The 14,916-nt window shown below is 61.1% G+C and carries 12 protein-coding genes; 4 read left to right on the plus strand and 8 right to left on the minus strand.

The features are described from left to right. Positions 1-4: 4 nt before the first annotated feature. The 3 genes from mhpT to FHX11_RS15875 form a co-directional block, all read right to left on the minus strand. Positions 5-1,213 (minus strand): 3-(3-hydroxy-phenyl)propionate transporter MhpT, encoded by a 1,209-nt coding sequence (mhpT, locus tag FHX11_RS15865; RefSeq protein ID WP_184358596.1) that lies wholly within the window; start codon positions 1,211-1,213, stop codon positions 5-7. Between the two features lie 45 nt (positions 1,214-1,258). Further along, positions 1,259-1,741, minus strand: coding sequence for a MarR family winged helix-turn-helix transcriptional regulator (locus tag FHX11_RS15870; protein ID WP_184358597.1), 483 nt, complete (start codon positions 1,739-1,741; stop codon positions 1,259-1,261). Positions 1,742-1,911: 170 nt separating this feature from the next. Next, the gene (locus FHX11_RS15875; RefSeq protein WP_246781021.1) at positions 1,912-2,397 is read right to left on the minus strand and encodes a transposase; all 486 of its coding nucleotides are present in this window, start codon (positions 2,395-2,397) and stop codon (positions 1,912-1,914) included. Between the two features lie 856 nt (positions 2,398-3,253). Between FHX11_RS15875 and FHX11_RS15880 the strand changes: the two genes are divergently transcribed. Next, the gene (locus tag FHX11_RS15880; RefSeq protein WP_184358598.1) at positions 3,254-5,593 is read left to right on the plus strand and encodes a methyl-accepting chemotaxis protein; all 2,340 of its coding nucleotides are present in this window, start codon (positions 3,254-3,256) and stop codon (positions 5,591-5,593) included. 495 nt (positions 5,594-6,088) lie between these two features. On the opposite strand, the gene FHX11_RS15885 is transcribed toward FHX11_RS15880, so the two are convergent. Further along, positions 6,089-6,577 carry a GNAT family N-acetyltransferase gene (locus FHX11_RS15885; RefSeq protein WP_184358599.1) on the minus strand — a complete coding sequence of 163 codons (489 nt, stop codon included), beginning with the start codon at positions 6,575-6,577 and terminating at the stop codon, positions 6,089-6,091. A 271-nt stretch (positions 6,578-6,848) separates the two neighbouring features. Here FHX11_RS15885 and FHX11_RS15890 point away from each other — a divergent pair, with 271 nt between their 5' ends. Continuing rightward, on the plus strand, positions 6,849-7,541 hold the full coding sequence (locus FHX11_RS15890; protein ID WP_184358600.1) for a hypothetical protein: 693 nt from the start codon (positions 6,849-6,851) through the stop codon (positions 7,539-7,541). Between the two features lie 101 nt (positions 7,542-7,642). On the opposite strand, the gene FHX11_RS15895 is transcribed toward FHX11_RS15890, so the two are convergent. Then, entirely contained in the window at positions 7,643-8,518 is an 876-nt protein-coding gene (locus FHX11_RS15895; RefSeq protein WP_246781022.1) for a LysR substrate-binding domain-containing protein, read from the minus strand. Positions 8,519-8,825: 307 nt separating this feature from the next. On the opposite strand from FHX11_RS15895, the gene FHX11_RS15900 reads away from it, so the two are divergent. Next, positions 8,826-10,145, plus strand: coding sequence for an MFS transporter (locus FHX11_RS15900; RefSeq protein ID WP_246781023.1), 1,320 nt, complete (start codon positions 8,826-8,828; stop codon positions 10,143-10,145). A gap of 219 nt (positions 10,146-10,364) precedes the next feature. After that, positions 10,365-11,543: an MFS transporter gene (locus FHX11_RS15905; protein WP_184358601.1), complete on the plus strand. Its 1,179-nt coding sequence runs from the start codon at positions 10,365-10,367 to the stop codon at positions 11,541-11,543. Positions 11,544-11,574: 31 nt separating this feature from the next. On the opposite strand, the gene FHX11_RS15910 is transcribed toward FHX11_RS15905, so the two are convergent. From FHX11_RS15910 to FHX11_RS15920, 3 genes are all read right to left on the minus strand, one after another. Further along, a complete protein-coding gene (locus tag FHX11_RS15910) occupies positions 11,575-12,369 on the minus strand; it encodes an aldolase (protein ID WP_184358602.1) in 795 nt (264 codons plus the stop codon). Positions 12,370-12,440: 71 nt separating this feature from the next. Beyond that, complete coding sequence (locus FHX11_RS15915) at positions 12,441-13,610, minus strand: M20 aminoacylase family protein (protein ID WP_184358603.1); 1,170 nt, start codon at positions 13,608-13,610, stop codon at positions 12,441-12,443. Further along, the gene (locus tag FHX11_RS15920) at positions 13,607-14,818 is read right to left on the minus strand and encodes a diaminopropionate ammonia-lyase (protein ID WP_184358604.1); all 1,212 of its coding nucleotides are present in this window, start codon (positions 14,816-14,818) and stop codon (positions 13,607-13,609) included. The genes FHX11_RS15915 and FHX11_RS15920 overlap by 4 nt, the downstream gene beginning before the upstream one ends. Between the last annotated feature and the right edge of the window lie 98 nt (positions 14,819-14,916).

The raw sequence follows: 14,916 nt of genomic DNA on the forward strand, positions 1-14,916 counted from the left end.
TCCGTCAGGCGGCCTGTGGCGAGCGCCCGCGGCGCGCCAGCAACAGAATAGTCGCAAAGCCGGCCAGCAGGATGATCGGGACCAGTGCGAACATCACGCCCGACGGCGTGCTGCCGCCGGCGACGAGGAAGCCCGCGAACAGCGGCCCGGCAATCGAGCCGAGACGACCGACTGCGACGGCCACGCCGACGCCGGTGCCGCGGATCTCGAAAGGATAGCATTGCGGGGCCACGCCATAGAGGATCGCCTGCACGCAGAGAATGGCACCTCCGACCAGCGCGCCAACCAGCAGCGTCAGCCCCAGGTTGGCCGGCAGCATGCCGAGCATGAACAGTGCGGCGGCAGCCGCGGCAAAACCAAGCGCGACGGGGACAAGCGGATTCTTGCCGTCGAGCATTCGTCCGCCTATCAGGCTGCCGGCAACGCCACCGAGATTGAACAGGATCTGAACCAGCGAGGCATCGTTGCGCGCCAACCCGCGCGAGACCAGAAGCTGCGGCATCCAGTTCAGAAGCAGGTAGACGACCAGGAGGCCGAGAAAGAATGATATCCAGAGCGTTGTGGTCGTCAGCAGCGTCTGCGGCGCGAAAATGCCTGAAACGGCCTCGGTAACGCTTTTCGCTTCGTTCTTCACCACGCGCAAGGGTGGCAGTCTGGCATGAATGACGGGGGCGAGAAGCAAGGGCAGGATGCCACCGACGACGAAGATCGAATGCCAGTCGTCCCCATGCAGGCCGATCATGGCGACACCGCTTGCCGCAGCGCCGCCGAGCGGCACGCCGGCATACATGATCGCAACGGCGCGCCCCCTTCGGCTAGGATCGGCCGACTCCGCGGCGATGTTGACGAGGTTCGGGAGCGCTCCGCCAAGTCCGACGCCGGTCAGGAAACGCATGATGACGAGTTGGTCGAAACTGGCGACGAAGGCCGTGGCGATCGAAAATACGCCGAAGACCAGAAGCGACAGCACCAGCCCCGTTCGCCGTCCGCGGGCGTCGGCGATGCGTCCGCCGGCAAGCGCCCCGAAGATCAGGCCGAAGGTGGCCGATGAAAAGAACAGCCCGATCTGCTGCGGCGTCAGCCCGAAGACCGGCACAAGCCTGGGCGCGGCGACGCCGGCGGCCTGAAGGTCGAAGCCTTCGATGACGGCCGCCAGAAAGGCAAGCGCAAGCGCTCGCCGCCCGCCGGAGCGGTGGTCGATGATAGTCCGCATCTATTCCTCCCAAAAAACGGGGTCCTACCTCCCCGCGGTGCGGGCCTAGCTTTGCTGTGGCCCATCCTCCTGCCAGATCTTTGCCAGCAGCCGGCGAAGCTCCATCTGTTCGTCAAGGCTGAGACGGCAAAGCATATTACGCTCGTGTTTCGTGATCAGTCCCAGCCAGCGAGCCGCCTCCTCCTGACCCCGACGACTCGGAAAGAGCCGTTGGATTCGCTGGTCGGCGGCGTCCGTCTCCCGTAGGAAAAATCCCCGCTCCTCCAGCTCCGCCAAAATTGATACTATATTGGCCCGCTGCATGCCCAGCGCGCGGCAAATCTCCGCCGAGCTGATTCCCGGTGCCTCGACAATGCTGAGAAGCACGCTCATAGGCACGGTTCTGGTATTGGCAGGCTCCAGCGCTGCCGCCGCTCCCTGAAGATCGAAGACCGACGCGCGGCGCAGATGATATCCAATCAGGTCCTCCAGGCGGCTGATCGTCATTTCAGCTGCAGCAGTCTGGTGCTGTGGCCTTTCCGAAGACATATCGACTTCCTCACCCAATGCTCCTGCACCATTCATAATGCTATGCAACATAGCAGTCAATCGCTATATTATATAGCGGCCTGTAGACCGATACCGGTGTCGGTCTGCTCTGGGAGGATGTTGATTTCCACCAAGAAATGGTTCTGACGCAGATCTGCTGAAGCGGAAGGCTATGTTACGGCGAGTAATCGCGCCTGGAGAAGATCGAGTTTTGCGCGTCCGTACATCTGGCGTTTGATGAGCTTTAACCGTGTGATCTGACCTTCCGTTTGCCCATTCGACCGCGGTGAGATGAGTGCGCATCTGACAGCATCGAGGTCTTTTTCGACGCCGCCGGCGAACGATCCAACTAGGCTGTCCCTAGCAGCTTCAAGCCACTCGTTGAGGTTTCTTGCGGTCTTCGAGCGGATCATGGATTGGAAGTCGCCAGTGGCCGTGCGCGCGACAACCAGTTCTGGGACATTTATTTCGATTGCCGCCATCAGGATCGCTTTGGATTTTGCGAGGTCATCGCGTGCAGTAGTCAGCAGCCGAGCGATCGCCCGTGCCGATGGCGTTCTGGCGAGGCCACTCTGGTTGGCCTGTTCCGAGAGACGCCGGCGTTGAGCCCATTGTGAGATGATACGGCTTTGCCCCGCAAAGCCTTTTTCTTTCATTTCTCGCCAGAGCGCCAGGGCATTCCGTGCTCCGTCATCCCAGCGACTATTCAGCCAAGGTAGTCAAGTCTTCTCGAATTTGGCAAAGGGGCGCCTTCCGGCCGACCCAATTCCGACAGGGCGATATTATCTGTGCCGCCCTGCCAGATCGTTTCATCTATATGCCGTCATTTAGATAATCGAGGAGATGGCTCGTTGGTTCAGATCAGTTGAAGAGATTATACCGGAATACAGGCTATAATCCGTTTACGATTTGACCGCTCTTACTTGGTGTTCCTTCCCGCAACAGCTTTGGCAGAACCGGTCGAGTGATATCGCTCGCAGAAATTGCCTCTTTCCCGTTTGTGAACGATGATCAGCTCATCTCGAAAATGACAGGGGCGCATATATCGCCCGTCGCTCATCCTGCAATAGTTGAGCAGCTGCCTCGGAAAGCGATGGGCGAGCGGATTGGATTGCTAGAAAAGAACGGGGGTCTCGGCAGGCGATACTGGGTTAGAGCAGAATGTTTTTCATTACATCGTATCGTTATCACATGTTGGCAGGCCACATATAGAACATTGCATTATTTTTGGGCGCTCGGATAAGTATCGCCAGATATTCGTCGATAAATCGACTAAACGAGGCTGATCGAAATATTCCCATGGTTTTTTAGGGGAAATCATTAATTCTGTTTCAACAAAGTTGAGCTAATTTTTCCCCTGACTGGACAGGCCATGAGGTGCCTGTGTTCGGGCGGTGTCTTGATAGCTCACGGACTGCTTTTCTTTTAGAAATTTCACCACAAGAGCTCCAGAAGTTTGAGTTTTGGCGAGGCGGGTCAGCGCTGCTGCACCCGGAACGTAGGTGAGCAATCATGATTTTTTCTCTTCGTAATATGCTTGTTGGAATTTTCTTTTTTCTCAGCGTCGCGCTATGCGTGCTAACAGGATCTTTCATGGTGGACGCCTATCGCGGCGAAAGCACCTATGCCGACGTCTCGAAGTCCACCATGCTCGACCGTGCGCTCTTTCAGACACTCGCCAACTTCCGCAACGAGCGAGGTGACGGCTCGTCGCTCGCCAAACTTGAGCTTGGAGCGCAAGACGCAACGCTTGCCCTATTGAAAACGGACCGAGGGGTCGTCGACAAATATATGGCGGAGGCAAAATCGGTCTCTGCAGACATTAACGATCAAACGCTTAAAGCGCCGATTGCTGACGTCATGAGCGCATACGATCGGGTCGTGGCTTTCCGCTCAAAGCTCGATAGTGAAGTCGCCAAGAAGCTTGCCGACCGCGACCCGACACTACAGGCGACGACATTGGACATTGGTCAGCAGTTCCTGACAGCCCTCGAAACAGGTTCGACAGCCATTGAAAGCCAGATCCGCGCGAATGATCCTTCAATGGTGGCGCTGATTCAGATCCGAGCACTGACATGGTACACTCGCGCGACAGCGGGTGCCGCAAACCTGTCGTTCGTCAACACCCTCGCCTCGGGAGAGGCGATGAAGCCTGAAGACGTCAGCAAGATCCAGCAATTCGATTACACTGCGAATTTCACCTGGGGACAGATCGGCACCCTGGTCAATCATCCATCGACACCGCAGGTCGTCAAGGACGCCTATAAGGTCAGCAGCACGACCTATTTTAGTGGCGACTTTGCGGCAAAACGCAGCGCACTATTTGCCAAGTTCGCAGCCGGTGAGAAGAGGGCCATGTCCCTCGACGACTGGCGCCCGCTTGGCAACGCCGCTCTTCTGACCATCACGAACACAGCTGCGGCAGCCGCAGATGGCATGGTTGCAAAGGTAGCCGCCAGCCAGAATGATGCGTTTTTGAGCCTGATCGCCTACGGGCTCATCTTTCTCGTCGCGGCGATTCTGAGCGTCACGGGCATCTGTGTCATCATCTTCCGCGTCACCAAGCCCGTAGGAGCGCTAACTCATTCCATGACCGAGCTTGCCCAAGGCAACCTCTCAGTCTCGATCGGTGGCGTCGAACGGCGCGATGAGATCGGTGCCATGGCGCGTTCCGTTGAGGTGTTCCAGCAGGCAGCCCTGCGCAACCAGGCGCTCGAGGCCGAAGCCGCCGAGGCACGAGTTACATCGGAAAATGAACGCGCCGAAGTCCAGCGCCGCGCCGAAGCTGAGGCCGAACAGAGGCTGCTGCAAGCAACGGGTTCGCTTGCGACGGGTCTGCGTCATCTCGCGTCCGGCGACCTGCTCCATGAGATCGAAACGCCGCTGGCTGTGCAGTTCGAAGCTCTGCGTCACGACTTCAATTCATCGGTCAGCCAACTGCGCGCTGCCATGTCCCAGGTCGGCCAGGCCGCGTCACTCGTAAACAGCGGCAGCTACGAGATTTCGCAGGCTTCCGATAATCTCTCCAAGCGCACCGAGCAGCAGGCCGCGTCGCTGGAAGAGACGGCAGCCGCACTTGAAGAGGTTACGGCCAACGTCCAATCGACCTCCAAGCGAACTGGCGATGCACGTGATCTCGTCCGCGGCGCCCGGTTGCGGGCAGAAAGCTCCAGCCAAGTCGTCAGCAATGCCGTCAATGCCATGGGCAGGATCGAGCATTCGTCGAAACAAATCAGTCAGATCATCAGCGTGATCGACGAGATCGCCTTCCAGACCAATCTGCTCGCGCTCAACGCCGGCGTCGAGGCAGCGCGTGCGGGTGAGGCCGGCAAGGGCTTCGCCGTCGTCGCCCAGGAGGTGCGCGAGCTTGCACAGCGTTCGGCCAATGCTGCCAAAGAGATCAAGGTTCTGATCGGCAATTCCGAAGTCGCCGTCGGCGAGGGTGTGAAACTCGTCAACGACACCGGCGAGGGCCTTGCGGCTATCGCTGACCTGGTCCTGCAGATCAATCAGCACATGGATGCGATCGCCACTGCCGCTCAGGAACAGTCCATGGGACTTTCGGAGATCAACAGCGCTGTTAATCACATGGACCAGGCGACACAGCAAAATGCCGCCATGGTCGAAGAGATGAACGCGGCCGGCGCTGGTTTGGCTGAAGAGAGCAAACGTCTCGGAGAACTCCTGAGCGCATTCCGTACAGGCGAAGTTGAGCGCATGGCGGCACAGGCGAGGCCTGCGGCCCGGCCTACCTCTGCCCTAACAACGAGCCGGCTTGCTGCACGCCCTGCTCCCGTCACGCAGGGCAATGCCGCGCTTAAACATCTCCAGCAGGAGTGGTCGGAGTTCTGATTGGCCGGACATGATGGAGCGGTTCAAGAAGAGAAGATGGCCCCGGACGTTTTGTCCGGGGCATTTTTGTTTATCCATTGCAGCTCCCCGCGCAGGCAGGCTTCATTCTTGATGCTTATCGCAGCAAGCTTCCATAATCTGATCATGGCACGCGAGCGGGCCGTCATGCGAGGGAATCGGGGGAACGACGACGGAGAGGCGTTCAAACAATTCGGGAGGTCCGAGGGCGACTTCGCCCATTGCCGTGCCCGCAACGACGCCTAGCCCCTGAAGTTCCCGCACGTTCGTCAGTGAATGGTAAGTCTCATGGGCGACGAGCGAAGCCAGCGCCCGGCTGACCGGGTGACTGCTGCCGGCGCCCAGGGATGCTGCTGACCTTGCCCCACTTGCGCGGGTGGGTTATGTGGGCCGGTCGCCGAGACAATGGGAACGAGAAGTCAGGCCCTTTAAGGACCCAGGCCGTCAGCGAACGACTGACGCCATCGGCAAGTTTAATCAGCGGGCGCCCACCGCAAAACGCTTTTTGATTCTGTCGACGGGGGTTCCATCCGAAAGCGGGACCCCGACCAGCCTGTCATAGGTTTCAAAGCCCATTTTTCCGTAATAGGCGAGGCCGCTGACATTGTCGGCGCGAATGGTCGCATTGATGAATTCGAACCCCAGATCTTGCGCGGCCATCCGGGTCTCTTGAAAAAGAGCGCTGCCGACACCGGCAATCTTCGGGGTCATGCGCGCAAACGTGGCGATGTCCGCATATCCCTTCGGCGGGTCGCCATAGAGGCTCAGCGACTGAAAGCCGACGAGCATCCGGTCATGTTCCGCGACATGGCAGGCAAGGGCAAATTCGCCGTCGATGAACCAATCCGCGAACTCCGTGGCCGAGAGCGGTGTCTCGAGCGCTGTCGTTCCGCCGGCGCGGATGATCTCGTTGAGGAGGCCACTGAGTTCTTCCGCATCGGCAGATACGGCCCTTCGAATATGCATCTTTTTCATCATCTCGTTTCAGACCGGCAACCTAGCGTCGGGCTCAAGGGAGTACAAGCAACTGTTTCATGGGACGTCGCTTTCTCCAGCTTCCCGGTCACAGCAAAAAGATGATTGCCGGCGAGCCGACATGCTCGACTGTCATCTGAAAATAATGCACGTATAGGAGGATCAGAATCGGGCGATACAAGTTCATCTGAAAACGGGTTGACGGGATAGCGGCGGCCATGGTGGCCGCCGGTCGACGCATGCCAAGGAAAATGGGGGCGGAATGAAAAAGCTTGTGATTTTGGCGGCCATCGTGATGGCGGCTCTTTCTGTGCCGGCACATGCCGCATCGGTCACGACGAAGGGCGGGTATGATTATGACAAGAATCGGCTGAGCGATCCCTCGACGCTCAACTGGAATGTCGAGCAATGCAGCCACGGCGCGATCACACCGCAAGCGCAGGAGCAGCTAGCGAAGCTGATGAATGTTCCGGGACCCAAGGTCCGTCTAGAGTTTTGCCGCCGGGTCCTCACCGCCTACGCGAAGGGGACCATACCCTACGACGATTATGTTCAGTTTGCCCAGAATCACGTCATGGCGCCGAGCATCGCGCGGGCCTTGAGGATCTCGGGCTCGGGCCCGCGGGCGCTGCAGGGCAGCGGACAGAGTGAGGTCGTTCTTCCGGCTTCGGCGAAAATGGACTCCGGCGAGACGTTCAAGGGCTCCACCATAGCGTCGCGCGGTCGCGGCCGCTTTTCGGTCCAGTCGTCGCGGCGTTCGGTGAAATGTTCCGGTACCTACGATCTGAAGGACCGGCGCCCGACCGTCACGCTTGCGGTCAAATGCTCGGACGGCCGCACGGGGCAAGCCGAGGTGACCAGAGCGCCGGACTTCATGTCTGCCTGGGGGAAGGTGAAGCTGTCCGATGGCAGCACCGGCCGGCTGGTCGTCGGCGATGCTCGCAAACAGCTCTAAGACATTCGCAAAGCTGGTGGGCCTTCGGTCGAAGGCTGCGGCGATCGGATGAAAATCAAGGCGGCCGATCGCCGCTGAACCGAGGCTGATGGCGATACCGGCTATGGCTGCTCTATCTGCTCCAGGCTGGCGGGGATCTGTTCGATCAGCCAGCGCTTGAGCGCCAGCGTGTCCGGGCGGGACGCGGCATGCGGGGCAACCCAGAGCACCAGCCGCCGCGGCCCCCGCACGAAACCGAAGGGGGCGACCAGCCTGCCGGAGGCGAGATCGTTCAGCACCAGCATCTTCGGCACGACCGCGAAGCCGAGGCCGCAGGCGGCCGCCTCGATCAGCAGATAGAAGTGATCGAAATTGTTGCGAATCTGCGGCATGGCGAAGTCATGGCCGGAAGCCGCTATCCAGTCCTGCCAGGCATCCAGCCGCGTGTTGGTGGAAAGCAGCGCCGCATCGGCAAGATCGGCGGGCCGCGCGAGCGAGAAGCCCTCAAGATAGTCGGGAGAGCAGACCGGGCCGATCCATTCGGCCGCAAGCTCGTGGATCATCGCGTCCGGCGGCGGTTCGATCGTGCTGCTGCGGATCGCCAGGCTGACCTTGTCGCGCATGAAGTCGATGCGGTCATAGTTCATGTTGAACTGGAGCTCGATCTGCGGGTGACGCTGATGGAAGATGGAAATATGCGGAATGATCCATCGCATCATGATCGAGGATGAGCAGGAAAGTGTGAGGGGACCCGGCTTGACGCTCTCGACGCTGGACTGGATCAGGCGGAAAGCGGCGCCGAGGCCCTCGGCCAGTTGCGCGCCCTCGGGCGTGGGGTCGGTCGATTTGATGCCGCGATTGAGAAGGACCACGCCGAGCAATTCCTCCAGGCTCTTGATATGCCTGCTGATCGCGCCATGCGTGACAAAAAGTTCGTCGGCGGCATGCGTCATGCTGCGGTGACGCACCGTCGCTTCGAACGCTCTCAAAGCCGTCAATGATGGTCTCGGCTGGCCCAAACCAATGCTCCTGTCGTCGTGTTCCATTGTGAGTTTCTCTCACACAGGGTCGATATTAAATCGATTGCGCCATCTGTCCAGCCACTCTTAAAGTCGGCGCCTTCACGAGATCGGGCGGGGGAGGATGCTGTTTGCCCCGATCTTTCGAAAGCAACATGGGGTGAGCTTTTCGCAGAATCCGGCGTGATGCCGCACGATATCCGACGCAATCAGCGGCCTTTCGCCGGCATGCCGGCGCGGCCTCGGTCGGAGCGAAGATGCTTGTTCATCGCCCAGGGAGGGGAACTTGGATACAGTCAGGACAGCCGACGCTTCGTCGACAACAATAGAGCAATCCGCCATCAGAAAAATCTCATGGCGGCTGGTGCCGTTCATCGGACTGATGTTCTTTATCAATTTTCTCGATCGTACGGCGATTTCTTTCGCCGGCCCCAACGGCATGACGAGCGATCTGGGGCTCACGGCCGCCCAGTTCGGATTTGCCGCCGGCATCTTCTTCTTCGGCTATATCGTGCTCGAAATCCCCAGCAATCTGGCGCTTCACAAATACGGCGCCCGACGCTGGCTGGCGCGCATCATGGTGACCTGGGGCATCGTCGCCCTGCTCTTCACCTGGGTCAGCAGCGTCAACGGGCTCTATATCCTTCGTTTTCTGCTGGGCGTCGCCGAGGCGGGCTTCTTCCCCGGTGCCATTCTCTTCCTCAGCATGTGGGTGCCGGCGCGCCATCGCGCCAAGATCCTGGCGCTGTTCTATCTGGCACAGCCGCTGACCATCGTCGTCGGCGCGCCGCTCGCATCGCTGCTGATCCAGGCGCATGGCGCCTTCGGTCTCGAAGGCTGGCGCATCATGTTCTTCGGCGTCGCCGTGCCGGCGATCCTCGTCGGCATCGTCACCTGGTTCTATCTGCCCGATACGCCGAATGACGCGACCTGGCTCGACCGGAGCGAAAAGAACTGGCTGAACGGCGAACTGGCCAAGGAAGAAAAGGCAAAGGCCGGCGGTCATGGACGGATGACCGGCAAGGCGCTGATGGACGGCCGCGTATGGCTTCTGTCGCTGATCTATTTCGGGCTGATCTACGGTCTTTACGCGCTTGCCTTCTTCCTGCCGACCATCATCGCCGGCTTCGAGACGAAATTCGGCACGAAGTTCGACGTGTTCGACAAGGGACTGATCACCGCGATCCCCTATCTGCCCGCGGCGATCGCCCTGTTCTTCTGGAGCCGCGATGCGTCGAAGCGCGGCGTGCGTGCCTGGCACATCGGCATCCCGGCGCTGCTCGGTGCCGTCAGCATTCCGCTTGCCCTGTTCATGTCCTCGCCGGAGGCGACCGTTGCCGTCATCACGGTGACCGCCTGCGCGATCTTCTCGGCGCTGCCGAATTTCTGGGCCATTCCCGCACGCTTCCTGTCGGGGGCGGGGGCTGCGGCCGGCATCGCGCTGATCAACACGATCGGCAACATTGCAGGCTTTGCCGCACCCTATGTCACCGGTCTCGTCAAGGATGCGACCGGGCTTTACGAACTGCCGATGTTCATCGTCGGGGCCTTGATGCTCGTCTCGTCGATCCTCGTCTTCTCCATCGGCTCGCTGATGAAGGAATGAGGCCGCTCCGCGAACGTCTTCGGTGAAGAGACTTGAGGCCGGCGTCATGCGCTACGCAAATGACGCCGGCCGTTCCATGATTTCGCATCCAGCGCCGGCCCGTTGCTTTCACGCGATCGCGTGCGGAAAACCGCGGGGCATCTCACACGCCTGCGATGTTGCTGTCAAAGCTGCGGCCGGTGTTACATGCATGACATGTGGCATGAATAGTGTGGCGGGATGACACGCAACCTCTCCGTATTCCTGATCCTGGCCTTCACCCAAATCTCAGGCTGGGGCATGGTCGGAATCCTTCCGGTTCTGGCCCCCTCCATCGCCGTCGATCTTCAAACCACATTGCCCACGGCTTTTCTGGGCACAGCCGTCATGTTCGCCATGACTGGCCTGGTTGCCCCTGTCGTCGGCAAGGCATTTGGCCGTTTCGGCGCGAAGAAGGTCATGGCGGTCGGTGCGGCATTGATCGGAACGGGACTGGCGACGCTGAGCCTGACCAGCTCCGTCCCGGTCTATCTGGCCGCTTGGGGTGCCATGGGCATTGCCGGCGCCATGTTCCTCACGACCGCCGCCTATGTCTATCTCGCCGATTTCGCCGAAGAACGGGCACGCGGGCTGATCGGTTCGCTGATGCTGGTCACGGGTCTTGCGGGAAGCGTCTTCTGGCCTCTGACCGCGTATCTGGAGCATCTTGTCGGCTGGCGGGCCACGACCCAGGTCTATGCCGGAGCCATGGTCCTGATCATCATGCCCCTGGTGCTGCTGGGTCTTCCCGAGGCCAGACGCGCCCATAAGGAGCAGGACGTCGCAAGCGCGGGTGCTCGCAGAGGCGGCACCTTCTGGTTCCTCGTCACCGCCATTGCGCTGAACAGCTTCGTCACATTCGGCATGGATGCTATCGGCATCGCGTTGTTCCGCGTGTTGGGCGCCGATCCGGCCTGGGCCGTCGGCATGGCGTCGTTTCTGGGGGTGCTCAAGGTTTGCGGACGCCTGATCGATCTTGTCGGCGGGAAGCGGTGGGATGCGCTTTCGACCGGGATCGTGGCGGGAGCGATGATCCCGGCGGGGCTTCTGGTCCTGCTGGCCTTCGGTGCGACCGCGGGGCCGGTGCTGGCATGCCTTCTTCTCTTCGGCATCGGCAGTGGGGCATTCGCGGTGGCGCGCGCCACCATGCCCTTGATCTTTTACAAGAAGGCGGAATATGCGGCCGCTATGTCGGTGATAGCGCTTCCGATGAATCTCACGAATGCGATGGCCGCACCGATCCTCTCCGGGTTGCTGGCGACGTCAGGGGCACCCGCAACCCTCACAGTGCTTGTCGCTTGCAGCGCCGCTGCATTTTTGCTGTTGCTGAAGCTCGCCACCATGAGGAAGCAGGAAATCAGGCCGACGGCGGCAATCTGACTTCCGACTGCCTGTGATGCCATCCGCTGAATCAGCTGAGGAAGTCGGATTCGGTTTTCTCGAGGGTGCGCTTGATTGACTGCAGGTGCAGCCGGGCAGATTCCGGATCGCCTTCGCGCATCTGGCGATAGGCGGCCTCCGCGATCGCCGGCTCCACCGGCAGGACCTGCCGCCCGGTCGAAAGCGCCAGCGTCTGCACTTCGCAGGCCCGTTCGAGATAATAGAGATCGTCCCAGGCCTCGGCAATGGTCGGGCCGATGACCATGACGCCGTGATGCTTCATGAAGACGATATCGGCATCGCCGATGGCGGCGGCGATGCGGTCGCCCTCGCGCTCGTCCAGCGCCAGCCCGTTATAGTTCCGGTCGATGGCGGTGCGGCCGTAGAATTTCAGTGCCGTCTGGCCGGCAAAGATCAGCGGATCGCCCTCGGTCATGGAGAGGGCGGTGGCATAGGGCATATGGGTGTGGAAGGCAGCCTTGGCCCTGGGGATGTTCTTGTGGATGCGGGCATGGATGTAGAAGGCGGTCGCTTCCGGCTGGCCGTCGCCGGAGACGACGTTGCCATGGAAATCGCAGATCAGCAGCATCGAGGCCGTGAGCTCGCTGAAGGCATAGCCATAGGGGTTGACGATGAAGAGGTCGTCATAGCCCGGCACGACGGCGGAGAAATGATTGCAGATGCCTTCCTCCAGGCCATGGCGCGCCGCCATGCGAAAGCAGGCGGCAAGGTCGACGCGCGCCTGCCAGATCTCTTCCGTATCGAGATCGGGCTGGTTGGGTCCACGGACATTCGTCGTCGAGACATTGGTAAGCGAATGCGCCATGGTCATCTCCCCTGCGTCATTGTCGGTAAATCCTTTCCTTTATTCTCGGACCGCCCTGAAAATTCAAGCTCTCACGGCTGGCCCATGGCGGGCAATCGCCGGCGCACGATCGAGGCGTGGAAATTGGCGCCATGCAGCAATCCCTCGTCGTTGAAATCGTAGGCCGGATTGTGCAGGGGCGCCGAATGCCGGCCATTGCCGAGAAAGACGAAGCAGCCGGGAACATGGTCGAGAAAGCGGGCGAAGTCTTCCGAACCGGTCATGGGCTCGGCAGCGACCGCGATATTCTCCGGCTCAAGAAAGCTCCGCGCTGCCGCGAAGGCTTCCTCGGTGAGCGCGGCGTCGTTTACGAGCGGCACGAATTCCCGCGTATAGCTGACCTCGGCGGTGACGTTATGGGCAAGCGCGGTGCCTTCGGCAATGACGCGCATCTGTTTCTCGATCGAAGCGCTGACCTCCGGCCGGAAGCTGCGGGCATCGCCGAGGATGCGCGCGAGGCCGGGCAGGGCATTGCGGGTGCCGTCGGTGATGAGTTCGGTGACGGAGACGACGCCGATATCGGCCGGACTCAGTCGCCGCGATACGATGGTCTGCAGGTTGGTCACCAGCGCGCAGGCGGCGACGAGAACCTCGTTGCCCCAATGCGGTCGCGCGGCGTGCCCGCCGACCCCTTTCAGCACGATTTCGAAATTGTCCTCCGCCGACATGATCGGGCCGGCGCGGGTTTCGAAATGGCCGACCGGCAGGCTGGGCATATTGTGCAGGCCATAGATCTCCTCGAAGGGGAAGCGGTCCATCAGCTCGTCGTCGAGCATGGCCAGCGCGCCCTTGCCCCATTCCTCGGCCGGCTGGAAGATGAAGCGCACCGTGCCGTCGAAATCGCCGTCCTCGGCCAGCATCCTGGCAGCACCCAAGAGCATCGCCGTGTGACCGTCATGGCCGCAGGCATGCATGGTGCCGGGATTTTGAGAGCGATAGGCATGCTCGCCCTGTTCGGTGATCCGCAGCGCATCCATGTCGGCGCGCAGGCCGATGGCGCGATTGCTGGTGCCGCGTTTCAGGGTGCCGACCACGCCGGTTCCGCCGACCCCTTCCACCACGTCATCGAGCCCGAATTCGCGGAGTCTCGCGGCGACGAAGGCCGATGTCCGCTTTTCCTCGAAACCGAATTCCGGATGGGCATGCAGATCGCGCCGCCAGGCGATCATCTCCCGCTGCAGTGCTGTCGTGTCGATGGTCATGCCGGCACCGCCTTTCCGGCATTCACCAAAACTTGGGCAGGCGTCATCCCGACGATTTCCGTATATTTTTTCGGATCGGTCGCGCCCTCGGTGTTGATGAGGAAGACGCGGGATCGGCTGTCGAGACCGAGCGCCACCCTGGCCGTGGGGTCGGCGGCAGCCCTGATCAATCCGGCAAGGCCGACGCCGCCGCTTTCGCCGGCGACGATCGCCGGGTCGTCGCCGATCGGGCGGGCCAGGCGGTTCATCACCGAGACGGCATCCTCTTCGTCGACGGTCATGAAAGCATCGGCGGTGCGCGACAGGATGCGCCAGGCGACGAGCGACGGTTCGTAGCATTCCAGCATGGCCATGACGGTCGGTTCGCCATGGGCGATGCGAACAGGGTGCCCGGCCCGCGCGGTCTCGAAGAGGCAGGCGGCGCGCGCGGGATCGACGACCACGAAGGTCGGCCGCTGATCCCCGAGCGCAAGGGCGAGATGGCCGGATACGGCGGCGGCGATGCCGCCAACGCCCGATTGTATAAAGACATGGGTGGGCGGCTCCGGCATTTTGCGGAGCGCTTCGCGGACGATTGCCGTATATCCCTGCATGACGAGGCCGGGGATGCGTTCATAGCCCGGCCAAGACGTATCCGAAACGATGGTCCAGCCCTTCGCTTCGGCCACGCGGGCCGCCTCCCGCACCGAATCGTCATAAGTGCCCGCGACCCGGATCATGTCCGCGCCGTAGTGGGCGATCGCCGCGACGCGCTCGTCGCTGACGCCCGCATGCACGAAAATCGCCGCCCTGGCGCCGACCAGCTGCGCGCCTTGCGCGACCGAGCGGCCATGATTGCCGTCGGTCGCGCAGGCGACCGTCATGGTCCGCGCCACGGCCTGGATATCCCCCGAGCGAAGTTCCGATATATCGACAGTCCGCCCAAGCGCGCCGCTCGCCTTTTCCAATAGCAGCCGGATCACGGCATAGGAGCCGCCAAGCGCCTTGAAGCTGCCGAGGCCGAGACGATGCCCTTCATCCTTGATGTCGATGGAGGCGACGCCGAGGCTGGCCGCCAGTCCAGGCAGGGAGACGAGGGGGGTCTCGGCATGATTGGCCCGATGCTCCAGAAAGCGCTCGACCTCGTTTGCCGCCGCAATGCCAAGCATTTCGGCATCCGCCTCCGGCAGCGGCTGCCTGTAATCCGATGTCGTGTTGCGCAGGACCATGTTCGCCTCTCCGATTGATGGCAGAACGATATTGCAAAGCAGGTGAAATTTGCGCTGAATATGGGCTGGTAGTTTGCAAGTTTGTTTCATCGGAGGCC

The sequence above is a fragment of the Rhizobium sp. BK602 genome, from assembly GCF_014195095.1.
GTDB lineage: Bacteria > Pseudomonadota > Alphaproteobacteria > Rhizobiales > Rhizobiaceae > Rhizobium.